We start from the raw sequence: 14,232 nt of genomic DNA, 5'->3' as shown, positions 1-14,232 counted from the left end.
TCTCGATGGATGCAAAGCCAGTTTTTAATTCGCAAGCCTGGGCGCCACGGGCGACGCTGGAACAACCAAACCGGTGCCACACTTACCTGATGGCGCAGCGCTTAATTGAAAATGACTTCACGCTAGCTGCCGCGGCGGCTGTTTAGCACAGCGGCCATCTGTCCGTTAGCTTGGCCCGGTACTTGGGCGCGTGGCCCCAAAATCGCCACCAGCTCATCGGAATCCACCGTTTCCTCGGCCAACAGCCGCTCCACTAGTCGATCGAGGCGCTCGCGCGCACCGCTTAGGCGGGCCCGAACTTCCTGATGGACCTGTTCCAGCAGACTTTGAACATTTTGATCGATTAGAGCCGCGGTGGCCTCGCTGTAATCGCGTCCCTGCGCCATTTCATAACCCAAAAACGGCTGTTTCTCATCAGTTTGGAAAGCCACCAGTCCCAGCTTTCCCATCCCCCATCGCGATATCATTCGACGCGCCAGCCGGGTGGCCTCGATCAAATCGTTCTCGGCGCCGGTGGTGACTTCCCCAAAAGCGATTTCCTCCGCCGTACGACCACCTAGCATTACCGCCAGCCGTGCCATCAGATAGGAATAACTGAAATTGTGCCGCTCCTCCTGAGGGATCTGTTCGGTCAGCCCGAGCGCCTGGCCATGAGGCACGATAGTCACTTTTTTAACTTCATCGGCGCCCGCGGTCAGCCAAGCCACCAGCGCGTGGCCCGATTCATGATACGCAACCACCCGTCGTTCGGAGGGATCCATCAATTGGGGATGAGCAGCGCCCAGCCGCACCTTATCCTGAGCCTCTTCGAAATCCTTCATTGTTACTTCTGAGCGATTGTGGCGAGCGGCGGTCAAGGCCGCCTCATTGCACAGATTGGCCAGGTCGGCACCACTCAGGCCAATGGTGCTGCGCGCCAAAACCGCCAAGTCAACGTCCGCGGCCAGGCGCAACCGGCGGCTATGCAGGCGCAAGATTCCCTCGCGCCCGATTCTATCCGGCAAGGGCACAACTACCTGCCGATCGAAACGGCCCGGACGCAGCAGGGCCGGGTCCAAGACGTCGGGCCGATTGGTGGCCGCCAGCACGATTACCTCATAGCGCTCCTCGAAGCCGTCGAGTTCGCCCAAAAGCTGATTCAAGGTCTGCTCGCGCTCGTCGTTAACCGTGCCCACCCCAGCACCTCGGCGCCGACCTACCGCATCCAGCTCGTCGATAAAAACGATCGCCGGCGCCGCGACCTTGGCTTGGCTAAAGAGATCGCGGACTCGGCTGGCACCGACACCGACGAACATCTCGACGAACTCCGACGCATTGAGGCTGAAGAAAGGCACCCCGGCTTCGCCCGCGACTGCACGGGCAAGCAAGGTTTTGCCAGTCCCGGGGCCGCCCACCAGCAGCACGCCCTTGGGGATGTGGGCGCCGATCTCATGGTACTTTTGCGGATTGCGCAGGAAATCGACTTCCTCCTGCAACTCGGTTTTTGCCTCGTCCGCACCAGCCACGTCATTGAACGTAACCTTGGGGCGCTCCTTGTTGTAGAGCCGCGCCTTAGCGCGCCCGAATGGATTAACCTGAGCCCGGCTGGCCTTGCTCGCTAGCCACCAGAACACACCGACCAGCAGCAACATCGGCAACCAGCTCGATAGCAACTCCAGCAGCCACGGAGTCGATGACGGCGCGACTTCTATCTGGACCTTTTGAGCCTTCAACAGCGCCATCAGGCCTGGGTCTCCGACGATGGCCGGGTAAGTCGTGCGAAAGCGCCGGTAGTGGGTTGGAACCGGCTCTTGCTCGCCATCGAACAGTGGCACCGCCACGGCCGGCTTGGCGGTGGGCGCGGGCTTGGCACTGGGCGCGGGCTTGGCTTGGGGAGGCCAGAGAATCGAATGGTTCATCTGACCCGTGATAGTGGCACCCACTATCTTGACCTGATTGACGTTACCGGCCTCAACCTGAGCCAGAAAGGCACTGTAGGGCAAATTGACTTGCGGATGCTCCTCGGGCCAGAAGGACAGGATGTTCCAGACCAGCAGCCCGCCTAGGATGAGCCACCAAATCCATATGTTACGGGTAAAGGACGGTGGCAGTCCCGGTTTTGGTTTCTGAGATCTGTCCTGCTGCGAGGGCATATCCAATCGTGCCCTTGCGCGACGGACTTAGTCAAACTCACAGGGATGGTCAGTCGCACGGTCGCGCCCGGCCAAATGATCGGAAACTAATTGGCACTTTTCGCTAAGCGCCTACCTGTGTATCACCCCCGGCAACGACGCTGGATAGACCAGGTAGTCACCGACCACAAAATCCGCTTGCCAAATGACGCAGCATTGGTGTAATTAGCTTCGCTCAGTATGTTTGCGCACGGAATAAAGTTCTCGATGAATTCGCCGTTATCGTCGCGTCCATCGAGCTGGTTTACCCGATTACCCGGCGGAGCAGGCCAGCGATCGGGTGGAAAAAATTTGCTTTGCCTCAGGCACCAGGGCGCGCTGGCCGCGGGCGGAGCGAAAGGAGGAAAGCCGATGCGGTTTGAACCTTACGGAAAGACTTGAGGCCGCTTTTGGATGGTGCGCGGCGCGCGAGCCCCGTTTAACGACAACAGTTTGATAACCGTCAAGGAGTCTCTCCATGAGGCCTATCGTTCACCGCCTAATCGCGGCCACCCTCGCCACCGGTCTGCTTGGCCTGATTGCCATCCCCGGCTGGCTTCAGCCGCCCGCCTTCGCGGGCCCTGATGTTCCCCCGCCGCCTCCGCCGCCCAGTAAGCTTCGCCACGTCAGTTTCACTTACCAAGTCTCGATTCCCACCCTCGATAAGTCCGCCAAGCATCTTGATCTGTGGCTGCCTATGCCGCGCCAGGACAGCCATCAGACCGTCACCGACCTGACCATCCAAGCACCATTTAAACATCGGATTGTCTCGCTCAAGCAGTTTGGCAATCGGGCGGTCTATTTGTCGGCCGATGCTCCGCTGCCAGCTTCGGTCAGCGTGACCATGACTTTTCACGTAACCCGGCGGGAGTGGGCAGCGAATTTGCATCGCGCCGGCGCGGCCAAGAGCGAGCCCAAGGACGGCGCCCTCGGGCCCGAGCTACAAGCCAACGCGCTAGTTCCGACCACGGGCAAGATCGAGCAGACGGCGCTCGAAGTGGTGCCGGCGGGGACGCCGCTTCAGCAAGCGCGCGCCATCTATGACTATGTCATCAAAGTGATGAAATACAACGAGAACTCCAAGGGCGGCGGCCATGGCGACGCGTTGTGGGTCTGCGACCATCATGAAGGCGTGTGCACCGATTTCCATTCGCTGTTCGTGGCGTTGGCGCGCTCGCGCGGTATTCCGGCCCAATTCATCTTTGGCTTCCCGCTGGACAAGATCGGGGCCGAGAGTATCGACGGCTATCATTGCTGGGCCGAATTCTACAGCGGCGGTGTGTGGGTGCCTGTGGACGCCTCCGAGGCCTGGTTGGCGCCCAAGTACCACAACTTCTATTTTGGCCACCTCGATGCCGACCGAGTGGCCTTCACCCAGGGGCGCGATTTGGAGTTGGTCCCGCCCCAGCATGGCAAACCGCTTAACTACTTCATCTATCCCTATGCCGAATTGGATGGTCAGCCGCTAATCGGCGACCAGGTCAAGCTCACCACGAGCTATCGCGACCTGGAGCAAAGCCACTAAGGCGGGCCAAGGATCGCGCACTGCAGTGGGCAGGGCCGACCCCGGCCCGCGATCAGAACTGCTCTGCGCGCCAATTCAGTGCAATCGCTCAAATTTCGCAGGGAGAGCAATAGATGAAGCGTCCGATCAACTACGGATACGCACCGCGGCTGTGCCGTAAGCTGGTGGCTTTGCTGTTGCCGCTTACGATCACCCTGGCGGCCAGCGCTGGCGCCACAACTATCGCTGGCGCCGGGGCCATCGATCCGGCGATTAACCGTGTCTCCGGCCAACCCGCGATGGAGCTGGCGCAGGCGGCGACCAGCGCACCCGACGTACAGCAAACCATCGAGGATCTGCGCCAGGAACTGGAACAGCAGCGCCAGCAGCTCAATGCCGAACGCCAACGCACCGAGCAACTGGAGCAGCGGCTTGATGCGGTGCTCAAGCAAAGCAAGCAACCATCGGGCAACCTGGTCGCAGCGCCAGCCAGCGTGCCGCCGGTAGTCCCACCCTCGCCCAGCGCGGTGCTGACCGCGCTCAAGGCTAAGGTTGGCCACGGGGCGGAGACCACGCCCGGGGCGCCAGGCCAACAGACCGAAGCCGATATTTACAACAACGGCTTTTACCTCAAGACCCGCTCCGGAAATTTCTCGATTTACTTCAACGGCCTGTTCCAGCCGCGGTTCACATTTTTTAAGCCTAACAGCGTGACCAAGATGGGCTCCAACGACCCCGCCGTCGATAATTTCGACATCTGGTTGGGTCGTTTCGCGATCTCGGGAAATGCCTTCGATCCGTCGATCAAGTATTTCCTGCAGCTCCAAGGCACCACTACAGGCAACGGAACTGGCATCAGCATGTTGGACTGGTTTACCTCGAAAACCGTCAATCCCTACTTTACAATTCAAATGGGACGCTACTGGGTGCCCTACACCTACGAGTATTATGATAACCCAGCCAATTACCTGCTCCCCGATTTGTCGGCCGCGGAATATGCCTTCACTCTGGGACAGGGCGATGGCGTGATGCTGACCGGGGCCGTTGACCGACTCAACTACAATCTCTCGGTGACTTCAACTATCCCGGGATTGGATGTCGCGCCAGTGCAGAATTTTGGCAGCAAGCTAGCCTATGTCGGCAATGTGCATTACGACATTCTGGCCCCTTACGGCTATACCGAAACCGACCCCAGCCTGGAGGGCGCGCCCAAACCAGAGCTGACCATCTGGGCCTCGGGAATGTACAATCCGGTCCAGTACAACTCGACCTTTTCGAACGAGATGGCGGGCGACCGGACTTACGGCAGCAACATCGAAATGCTGTTTCGCTACCGCTACTTCACTTTCCAGGGAATCGGCTATTATCGCCGCACCCTGCAGCATATGGGGCTGCCCTCTTATGATTCATGGGGCTACGGCGAACAGGCCGGCTACTACCTGGTACCGGGTCGATGGGAGCTGGCCGAGCGCATCTCCAGCATCATGTGGGGTCAGCAGGAAATTCCGAGGATCGGCGGGACCGAGAATAACTGGTGGGCCGGCCCCTCGAACTTCCCCTATCAGACTTTGACCGAGTACACCGCCGGCTTGAACTACTATCTGATGGGCAATCACGCCAAGGTACAATTGGCCTATTCCTATCTGGCAGGCCGCAGCTTTTCCCAGGGATCGTTCGGTGCCAACCGGGTGTTTCTGCAAAGCACCTTGCAATTCTAGCTCGCCGCCGCCATCAGCGGGCGGCAAGCAGAGTGAGGCGGCGGCAAGGCCGCTCTTGGCTCTTCTCTCGATATGAAAAAACCCATCCGTCGCTTCTTCCCGCGCGCCATGCGGGGGAAGCGATGGATGGGCACATCCTCACCCCTCGCCTGCGGGAAAACTAGAAGTGACGCTTATTTCTGACTAGCCCTTGCACCCGGGTATGAGAAGAGCCGCTTCATTTTGAGCCACGCGCTTTGAGAACCGTGAGCGATTATTTGCCAAATTGGACCTCACGGGTTGGCGAGCAGAAATGTTCAGCCCGCAGCGGACAGCAAATCGGCACGACCTATTTTTGCACCTCCTTTTGGCGATTCCCGCTCGAGCTGCCATTGCCCTTGGTCCACCAGACCGCCACCTTCCACGCACTCGTACAGCCCCTCGGCATGATTGGGAGCGGTAATTGCACCTCGAAAATCGCAGCTCGAAACGTCAGCCGGAACGATAATGCTGAAGCGCAAATGGTCGCCGTTAATCGAGCCCTGGGTCAAAGTCCCAGAACTGTCCGCGCCACCGTTGCGGCAAATCATCGTGCCGGTGCTGCAGGTATAGCTACCGCCCAGCCCATTGTCGGTCTGGTATAAAAGGAGTGTGATCCTGTTGGTGGCATTGCAGCGCCCGCCGTCGGTATCGGTTATCGACGAGCAGGGCGTGACCAGCAGCTGTCCACTCCAGAAGCCGGTTACCTGATCGGCTTGCGCCGCGTTGGTGACTGGCCGACGCCACAGGGCGCAGCCGCTCACAGTTATTAAAAAAACCAGCATTGCGGCGCAGCTTTGAGCCGGCTTCAAGCGCCAAACCGGCGAGTAGGATGTCATGTGGCCCCCAGACGGCCTCATCGAGGCCCTCTGTCATCAATCTATTCCACCAGGCCGGCCCGAAGGAAGCCGGCCCGGCGCCAGCAGCAATGAAGCGCGAGCGACTCACTGGGGAACGAAAAGTCGGCGGGATACTCGACCCCAGCATTGCCGACTGGCAAGCTGCCGCTATCATGTTTGGGATGACGATGAATCGCGACCTGGGGCTGCTGTTTGCCTCGCGTGCGCTGCGCAGCTTCGCCCAGGGTTACATGGCGGTGATCATCCCCATGTACATCGCGATTTTGGGTTACGGCGCGGTCGAGCTGGGGATTCTGTCCGCGGTCAGTTCGATTGTCAGCGCGACCCTGGCCCTGTCGGTCGGGGTCCTGGCCGATCGATTCGGGCGTAAGCTGTTCATGATCCTGATCTCGCTGATGATGGCGATAAGCGGGTTGGTCTTTGCCACCTCCCACGCCTTTGTCGTGATCGCCCTGGCCGCTGCGCTGGGAACCTTCGGCGGCGGTGGCGGCGCCGGCCGCGGTGGCGCCTGGGGTCCCTTCTATCCCGCCGCGCAGGCACTGCTGGCCGAGCATTCATTGGCGTTGGAGCGCACCGCGGTCTTTGGCGTGCTCTCGTTTGTCGGCGTGATGGCTGGGGCGCTGGGCTCGCTGGCCGCCTATCTGCCGCAATTATTGACGAGCGCCGGCTTTACTCCGCTGCAAGGCTACCAGGCCCTGTTTTTGCTCACTGCCGCGATTGGCTTGGCGATGGCGCTGGTGGTCATCCCGATGCGCGAGACGCGAACTTTCCCTGATCCCGCTTCGGTCCGGCCCAAGCCCTCGCCCAGTGCCAAACCCGCCGATACGTTGCGCTGGGGGCTGTCGCCGAAGACTTGGAAGATCGTTGCTCGCTTTATGGTTACCAATACCGTCAACGGCTTTGCCATCGGGATGGTCGGACCATTCTTGGTCTATTGGTTTTACCGCCGCTACGGTGCCACGGCGGGCCAACTGGGCTCGCTGCTGTTTGTAATAAACCTGGTCTCAGCTCTCCCTTTTCTGGCCGCCGGTCGGCTGGCCTTGCGCTTTGGCTCGGTCAGTATTGTGGTCTTCACTCGCCTCATTGGCTGCATGATGCTGGCGGCGATGGCCCTGATGCCAAGCTTTTGGCTGGCCGCCGTAATCTATGCCCTCCGCACCGTCTTCAATACGCTCTCCGTGCCAGTGCGCCAGTCCTACCTAATGGGCGTAATCGAGCCCACCGAGCGCGCTAGCGCCGCCGGCTTCTCCAACTCCCCCTCCCAGGTCGGCACCGCGCTTAGCCCTTTCCTGGCCGGCTATTTGATGGAGCACGTCTGGCTGGGATTACCGCTGGAAGGCGGGGCCGTGCTCCAGACCATCAACGCCCTGCTCTATTGGTTCTTCTTCCGCGACCTGCGCCCGCCCGAGGAACTGAAGCTCGACGAGCTGGACGCGGTCGAAGAAAGCCCGACCGCCGTCGGACCAAGCCTGTAAACCTCCGCGCCCGGCCAACCTTGCATCGGGATCAACCCCGTAGTAAAAGCCGCGCCCGCCCGAGTTGACCTCACCAAGGCGGTTCGCGCTATAACAAGGGGCGCTTGGACCTTGGGGATGGGGAGGTTACTTATGAAGCACGCGACGCTGATTGCGATAGCCGCCACGATTGGCCTGGGAGCGGGGCTGAGCGGATCCTCGGCCCGAGCCGCGGCCGGGGCGCTCTCTCCCGCCAAATATAACGTCCAGGCGGTGCTGCAGAAGGCGCCGGGCGGCAATATCGCACCTTGTCGTGAAATTGCCGATCCTTACCCCGAGTATAATGGGATCGCGCTTGACCCGGCCCACCACTTGGTCTCCTTGAGCGACACCAATCTGAAAAGTTTGCTGACCTACGATCTTACCCAAGTCGGCGCTGATTCCACCGACCCCACTCCGCCACGCGCATGGGTCAAAGGGCCCGCGACCTACATCTCATATGCCGCGGGGGTGGCCTTCGATCCCGTCCGGCGAATGGTGTGCGTGACCGAGAATGACGTGGGCGATGACGTAGCCTGCTTTCCCGACGACGCCAGTGGTGATTACCAGGCGCGCGTGCTGGCGGTACCTCACGGCGCATACGGGCTAGCCTTCAACCAGCGCCTCAAGCAGATGGTGGTCTCGGTCGAGCACAACGCGCAATTAATTTTCTACCGGACCGGCGCCACTGGCGCTGAGCCGCCGCTGCGCGCTATTCGCGGCCCGCATACCGAGATGGCCGATCCTCACGGGCTATACTGGGATGACGTCAACCAGGAAATCGGGGTAGTCAATCACGGCAATTCCTCGCCCGGATACTGGAATATGGATTATACCGGCGGCGGTCGTTACCAGCCGCCGTCGATAACCATCTTTTCCGATCACGAAAAAGGCGACGTCAAGCCGCTGCGAGTGATCCAGGGGGTTCATACGCAACTGGATTGGCCGTCGGGAATCGCAGTGGATCCGGTTCACAACGAGATCGCGGTGGCGAACACAGCCGGTGGCTCGGTCCTAATCTTCAGCCGCACCGCGCGGGGCGATGTCAAGCCGCTGCGCGTAATCAGCGGCCCGCACACCGGCATCTATATTCCGATGGGGGTGGCGTTCGACCCCAATCACGACAGCCTGTGGGTAGCCAACTTCGGGCACACCGCGCTGGAATTCAACCGCACCGCCGAGGGCGACGCTACGCCGATCGGGGTGTTGCGCAACGCACCCAAAGCGACTCCGGCGGTACGCTTCGGCAATCCCTTCACCATCGCTTACGATTCCAAGCGCGACGAATTGATTGTTCCCAATTGAGTGACCGATCCCCGCATCGGGGCTTTCGCCAGGCTGGCGAGCGGCAATGTCGAACCGGTCCGGACGATTTACGGCAATATCAGTAAGCTTACCCGGGTTGCCCACGGCATTACCTACGATCCCGGGCGCGATGAGATTATCGGCAGCGAGCCGCTGGCAGCCGCGGTGGTAACGTTTCGCGGCGGCGCCAGCGGCCAAGTCCCGCCGCTGCGGGTGTTGCAGGGCAGCAAGACTATGCTGCATGCGCCCCAGGGGGTCGTGGTTGACGACGTCCATCATGAGTTGATCGTCGGCGACAACATCACCGGTTACATCCTGACCTATCCCTGGGATGCCAACGGCAACGTCGCCCCGATACGAGTGATTGCTGGCCCGCGCACCGGGATGGCCGGCGTGATGGATCTGGGAGTGGACCCGCAACGCAACCTGATCGTGGCGGTGGCACGTCACAAACATGAGGGCTGGGGCGTGCAGCCCGGCGGCGGCATCTTCATCTTCAACCGCACCGCCACAGGCAACGTCGCGCCCTTGCGAACCATCATGGGACCGCATACGGGGATGCGCGGTGGCCCGCTGCAAGTTCAGGTCTGGAACGGCAAGATTTTCGCTACCGTCAGCAATGACAATTACCAACCGCCCTACGATCGTGGCGGCTTTGCCCCAAAACCAGGTTGTACGGGACCGCCCCTCCCCCCGCTGACGATGGGCAGCGCGGACGCGTTCATCGGAGTCTGGAATATCACCGACAGCGGTGACCAACCGCCACGTTTCACGATTCACGGCCCGGCTACTCATATGGTCGCCCCGGCCGGCATCGCGCTCAACCCCAAGAGTGGCGAACTTTACGTTACCGACGGTGGGGTGGGCGCCGCCTTTACGTTCCTGGTCCCCCAGGCTTTCTAGGATTGCGGTCGGACCAGAGCGGCTACAGGATGGCTGGTGCGTAGCACCGAAGTCGCCCCGAGCGCGGAGCATCCTGGGGGGGTGTTCCACCAGCCTCCACCCAGCGCCACAGCGCGGCAATATCCTGAAGGCGCTGTCCCACCCGGTCTGCCCCCTTACCCGCATTCATAAGTAGAGTCGGTTGATGTTTAGCCCCTGGCGGGGCGGTGGAGCAAGGGGACGGGCCGCGGAGCCCCAAACTTACTCAAGCGGGCCGTTCCCTTGCTGGTCTGCAAATTCTCTGGGCATAAGCGCTCCGCGGCTCGAATGCGGACGGAACCAGTTGTAATCGTGCCTTGGCTCACTCCGGCTCGGCGGGTGGCCGCGGCAAGCGCGGCCATCCACCCGTCACGCCGCTTCGGTTTTGACCGCGACTGGTTCGGTCGCTTCCCGCTGGCCCGCGAGTTCTTCGGTGACGGGGAGACAATAGCGAGACGTCCCGCGATCGAAACGCGCGTGGAGGAGGGTAAGTTTATCGTTTGGGCCGACCTTCCAGGCATCGATCCCAAGGATGTCGACATCAAGTCGTAGGCGACGTGCTGACGATCAAGGGCGTGCGGGAGGAAAAGCAGGAGACCAAAAAAGCCGATTATTTCCGGCGCGAGATTCGCTACGGCGCCTTCGAGCGTTCAATCGGCCTGCCCGAGGGGATCAAGGCCGAAGACCTCAAGGCGACCTACCATGACGGTGTTCTGGAACTGGCGGCTCCGATGCCTAAGGAGGCCATACCGAAGGAAGTGAAAATCCAGGTCGAGGGATCCAAGGGCGGTTCGGCGAAGACGAGCGCGGCCTGAGAGCGCAGCCCGGGCATAAGCTGAACGCGGAAACGGCCTGGCAGGGTGCTGAAAAATCCGGTCCGGTGAGGGTTTGATGCCCACGCTTGAACTTGGCACCCTGCAGTTGGCTTCTTTCCATAATCTTCTCCCCCTGGCCCGGGGGAAAATAGGGAGCGGGTTGTGGAGATTTTTCCGCAGCCTGCCTGGAGAATCGGTGATGAAAGTTGAGCAATTGATGACGCACGAGGTAAAGACTTGTTCCGAGTCCGACACCCTCAACCGAGCCGCCGAGTTGATGTGGGAGTCTGACTGCGGCTGCATCCCGATCATCCGCTCCAATGGCGACGGCAAGGTAATTGGGATCGTCACGGATCGCGACATCGCGATGGCCGCGTACACGCAGGGCAAGCAGCTTTGGGCCATTCCGGTGGCAGAGGCGATGGCACGCAAGGTAATCGCTTGTCACGCCAGCGATGGCGTCAGCCAGGCCGAGGCCTTGATGCGCGACAATCAGGTAAGGCGGTTGCCCGTGCTGGATCAGAATGAACACCTGGTCGGGATCCTCTCGCTCAACGACCTGGCGCGGGAGGCGCAGCGTGAAGTGTCGGCGGGCAAACGGGCGGAGGTTACGGAGGACGCGGTAGCCGAAACTCTGGCCTTCGTCTGCCAGCCGCGCACTTCGCATCAGATGGCCGTGGTGGCCTAGCAGGGTGCTAAAAAACCCAGTCCGCCGAGGCCGCGCGCACGCTTGAAAGCGGCACCCTGCGTCACGCGCGCGCACGGCCAAAGCGAAAAGCCGATCAAGTCGTCGAACTCGCTGCGAAACCTTTGCAGCTCTCTCGATGGCTTCCATTTTTCGAGCAATGCCATTGTCGTTTCCTCCTGTTCTTGTTACTCCGTCTACGCTTGCGGATGCGCGTGGGCGGATTGTTTCTGGCTTAGAATCGTTTTGACCCGATCGTCGGAAACCTGCTCGAAATCACGATAAAATTGGCCTACGGCAAAGAAATCCTCGGGGGTCTCCAGACAAATAATTTCGTCGGCATCGCTTCGCAGCGCCGCGAGGCTCTCCGCCGGCGCGACCGGGATCGCGAGAATCAAGCGCTTTGGCTGTTGCCGGCGCACTCCGCGCAGGGCGGCCCGGACCGAGGAGCCGGTTGCGATTCCGTCATCGACGACGATCACGGTCTTACCCGCAAGCGCAAGCTTGGCCCGGCCGCCCCGATACGCGCTCTCGCGGCGGTTAACTTCCTTGAGCTGGCGCGTAATTTCAGCCTCGATGTATTCATCCGAGACCCCGAGCTGCTCGATGATGTCCTGGTTGAAGATCGCGCGTGGATGGTCGCCGTCGGCCACGGCGCCGATCCCCAACTCAGGCTGGCCTGGCGCTCCCAGCTTGCGCACTACAATTACATCCAGCGGCGCGCCCAAGGCGTCGGCAACTACTTTGGCCACCGGCACGCCACCGCGCGCTAGGGCCAGCACCACCGCATCGGTGTGGGCGTATGCCATCAGCCGCCGCGCGAGCAGCCGACCAGCCGCTTCCCGGTCCGCATAGATTAATTCCTGCGCGGGCGGGTCAGCGACTCGTGACGTCTTCAGGTGGCGGCTGAACCAGTCCCCTGCCAGCTCCGCGACCTGCTCCAGGGTGCCCGGCTCCTCGAACAGGTGGGTCGCGCCAGGCACGATCTTGAGCGATTTCTCGCACCGCAGCAGGCGGTAGGCCCGCTCATTCAGCTCGATCACGCCGTAGTCCAGGCCGCCCACGATCAGCAGGGTGGGCGCGACGACCTCGGCGAGGTGGCGCAAAGCAAGGTCGGGGCGCCCGCCGCGCGAAACTACCGCGCCGATAGCGCCGTCCTGCGCCGCGGCCATCAGCGCCGCCGCGGCTCCGGTGCTGGCCCCGAAGTACCCAAGTGGGTAAGCCCCCGCCTCCGGCCTGGCTCTCAGCCAGCGCGTCGCGTCGCCCAATCGATGGGCGAGAAAGTCCACGTCGAACACGTTTTCGCGCTCAGCCGCTTCGGCTTCCGTGAGCAGATCGAACAGCAAGGTGCCGATCCCGGCTTCCTGGAGCATGCGCGCGACGAACTGATTGCGCGGACTCAGCCGGCCGCTGCCGCTGCCGTGAGCAAACAGCACGATCACCGCGGCCTCCGCGGGCATCGCGAGTTCACCCTCCAAACTCACCGCGTCCGAAGAAATGACAACCTGCGTCACTCTGGCGGATCGTCTGCTCATGGCAAACCTCATAAACGCATCATGCGTGCCAATCTCGGCCGGGAAGCGGTCGGCGGCGGGCCACGATGCACATAGATGAGATCCCCCGACTCGCTCCGGCTTACCTCAGACGTGCGTTATCAGGTCGCTCAACGAGCGATCGGTGTGCAGCCGCTTGATGGCCTCCCCGAGGAGCGGGGCCACGCTCACCAACTGCAGCGGCAACCCCAAGTTCGTCGGCTGCGCCACGCTGTCGGTAACGATAAATCGCTTGACGCCCAGCGCTTTCAGCCGCTGCGTCGCCCCGCCGACGAACAGGCCGTGAGTGGCGGCCACGGTCACATCCGAAGATGCTCCGGCTTCCGTTAGCGCGCCCGCCGCAGCAGCGATCGTTGCGCCGGTCGTAATCATGTCGTCGATGATCAGAATCGGCCGGCCGCGGACCTCGCCGACGACTCCCCTCGCCTCGACTTCCTCGCCGCTCAGGCGCGTCTTGTTCACGATCGCGAGGGGCTTCCTTAACAACCGCGCGTAGCGCTGCGCGAGCTTCACCGCCCCGAGATCCGGGGCGACGATGACCGCGTCGGCTGCCAGGCCCGAGCTGGCCACGCCGTCGGCCAGTAGCGCAACGGCGCTCAGGTGCTCCAAGGGCATCGGGAAAAAGCCCTCGAGCGCGGCGCTGTGCAGGTCGATTGTCACGACGCGTTGGATCCCGGCGGTCTTGAGCAGATCGGCAACCAGGCGCGCTCCGACCGGGTCGCGGCCGGTCGCCCGGCGGTCCTGGCGGGCATACCCGAAGTAGGGAATCACTGCGGTCAGGCAGGCGGCGCCGGCGCGCCGGCAGGCGTCGGCCAGCATCATGAGTTCGAACAGACGCTGATCCACCGGCGGGCCGGTCGGCTCAACCAGGTAGACGTCGCGGCTTCGCACGCTCTCCTGCACTTCGATGTGCAGTTCGCTGTCGGGAAAGCGGGTCAGCGCCCGGTTGGCGAGCGTCAAACCCATCTGCTCCGCCACGGCCGCGGCAAGCGGAAGGTTGGCCAAGCCTGCCAAGATTATCGGATCCATCATATCGAGCGCCTCGCCGCTAGCCGGCTTAACCCGACGAAAGCGAGCAACCCTGTCAGAGCAAATGGCACACCAGCCGGCTCCCGCCCAACCAGCCAAGCGAAGGGCTGCTCCTTGTGCCCTTTCGCGCCAGCCGTTTCAGGGCAGATGGCTCGAATAGAGCCAGCCTATCGCAGAAGCG

The 14,232-nt window shown here is 61.8% G+C and carries 12 protein-coding genes; 8 read left to right on the top strand and 4 right to left on the bottom strand.

Annotation, left to right across the window (positions count from 1 at the left end; genetic code table 11):
• Positions 1-122 precede the first annotated feature (122 nt).
• Entirely contained in the window at positions 123-2,132 is a 2,010-nt protein-coding gene (ftsH, locus tag VKV28_14485; GenBank protein HLH78007.1) for an ATP-dependent zinc metalloprotease FtsH, read from the bottom strand.
• Between the two features lie 496 nt (positions 2,133-2,628).
• Between ftsH and VKV28_14480 the strand changes: the two genes are divergently transcribed.
• Both VKV28_14480 and VKV28_14475 read left to right on the top strand, forming a co-directional pair.
• Positions 2,629-3,675, top strand: coding sequence for a transglutaminase domain-containing protein (locus VKV28_14480; protein HLH78006.1), 1,047 nt, complete (start codon positions 2,629-2,631; stop codon positions 3,673-3,675).
• A 113-nt stretch (positions 3,676-3,788) separates the two neighbouring features.
• On the top strand, positions 3,789-5,372 hold the full coding sequence (locus VKV28_14475; GenBank protein HLH78005.1) for a hypothetical protein: 1,584 nt from the start codon (positions 3,789-3,791) through the stop codon (positions 5,370-5,372).
• A gap of 296 nt (positions 5,373-5,668) precedes the next feature.
• Here the strand turns inward: VKV28_14475 and VKV28_14470 are convergent, their stop codons facing one another.
• Positions 5,669-6,175, bottom strand: a complete 507-nt coding sequence (locus tag VKV28_14470; GenBank protein ID HLH78004.1) for a hypothetical protein — start codon at positions 6,173-6,175, stop codon at positions 5,669-5,671.
• Between the two features lie 143 nt (positions 6,176-6,318).
• Between VKV28_14470 and VKV28_14465 the strand changes: the two genes are divergently transcribed.
• From VKV28_14465 to VKV28_14440, 6 genes are all read left to right on the top strand, one after another.
• Positions 6,319-7,725 (top strand): MFS transporter, encoded by a 1,407-nt coding sequence (locus VKV28_14465; protein ID HLH78003.1) that lies wholly within the window; start codon positions 6,319-6,321, stop codon positions 7,723-7,725.
• A 132-nt stretch (positions 7,726-7,857) separates the two neighbouring features.
• A complete protein-coding gene (locus tag VKV28_14460; GenBank protein ID HLH78002.1) occupies positions 7,858-9,048 on the top strand; it encodes a hypothetical protein in 1,191 nt (396 codons plus the stop codon).
• Entirely contained in the window at positions 9,049-9,951 is a 903-nt protein-coding gene (locus VKV28_14455; GenBank protein ID HLH78001.1) for a hypothetical protein, read from the top strand.
• A 357-nt stretch (positions 9,952-10,308) separates the two neighbouring features.
• Positions 10,309-10,521: a hypothetical protein gene (locus VKV28_14450; GenBank protein HLH78000.1), complete on the top strand. Its 213-nt coding sequence runs from the start codon at positions 10,309-10,311 to the stop codon at positions 10,519-10,521.
• Between the two features lie 5 nt (positions 10,522-10,526).
• Positions 10,527-10,784, top strand: a complete 258-nt coding sequence (locus tag VKV28_14445) for an Hsp20/alpha crystallin family protein (GenBank protein HLH77999.1) — start codon at positions 10,527-10,529, stop codon at positions 10,782-10,784.
• A gap of 199 nt (positions 10,785-10,983) precedes the next feature.
• A complete protein-coding gene (locus VKV28_14440; protein ID HLH77998.1) occupies positions 10,984-11,472 on the top strand; it encodes a CBS domain-containing protein in 489 nt (162 codons plus the stop codon).
• Positions 11,473-11,666: 194 nt separating this feature from the next.
• Here VKV28_14440 and VKV28_14435 read toward each other — a convergent pair whose 3' ends face one another.
• Positions 11,667-12,983, bottom strand: a complete 1,317-nt coding sequence (locus VKV28_14435; GenBank protein HLH77997.1) for a phosphoribosyltransferase family protein — start codon at positions 12,981-12,983, stop codon at positions 11,667-11,669.
• A gap of 126 nt (positions 12,984-13,109) precedes the next feature.
• Positions 13,110-14,054, bottom strand: a complete 945-nt coding sequence (locus VKV28_14430) for a ribose-phosphate pyrophosphokinase (protein ID HLH77996.1) — start codon at positions 14,052-14,054, stop codon at positions 13,110-13,112.
• Positions 14,055-14,232 lie beyond the last annotated feature (178 nt).

The organism is Candidatus Binataceae bacterium (assembly GCA_035294265.1).
Lineage (GTDB): Bacteria > Desulfobacterota > Binatia > Binatales > Binataceae > DATGLK01.
The sequence above is the reverse complement of the archived record's forward strand: the minus strand, read 5'-3'. Positions and strand labels throughout refer to the sequence as shown.

What these genes read in the sequence shown, in the direction of transcription:
- ftsH (HLH78007.1), bottom strand. Translation starts at nt 2,132, where the DNA reads ATGCCCTCGCAGCAGGACAGATCTCAGAAACCAAAACCGGGACTGCCA.
- VKV28_14480 (HLH78006.1), top strand. Translation starts at nt 2,629, where the DNA reads ATGAGGCCTATCGTTCACCGCCTAATCGCGGCCACCCTCGCCACCGGT.
- VKV28_14475 (HLH78005.1), top strand. Translation starts at nt 3,789, where the DNA reads ATGAAGCGTCCGATCAACTACGGATACGCACCGCGGCTGTGCCGTAAG.
- VKV28_14470 (HLH78004.1), bottom strand. Translation starts at nt 6,175, where the DNA reads ATGCTGGTTTTTTTAATAACTGTGAGCGGCTGCGCCCTGTGGCGTCGG.
- VKV28_14465 (HLH78003.1), top strand. Translation starts at nt 6,319, where the DNA reads ATGAAGCGCGAGCGACTCACTGGGGAACGAAAAGTCGGCGGGATACTC.
- VKV28_14460 (HLH78002.1), top strand. Translation starts at nt 7,858, where the DNA reads ATGAAGCACGCGACGCTGATTGCGATAGCCGCCACGATTGGCCTGGGA.
- VKV28_14440 (HLH77998.1), top strand. Translation starts at nt 10,984, where the DNA reads ATGAAAGTTGAGCAATTGATGACGCACGAGGTAAAGACTTGTTCCGAG.
- VKV28_14430 (HLH77996.1), bottom strand. Translation starts at nt 14,054, where the DNA reads ATGATGGATCCGATAATCTTGGCAGGCTTGGCCAACCTTCCGCTTGCC.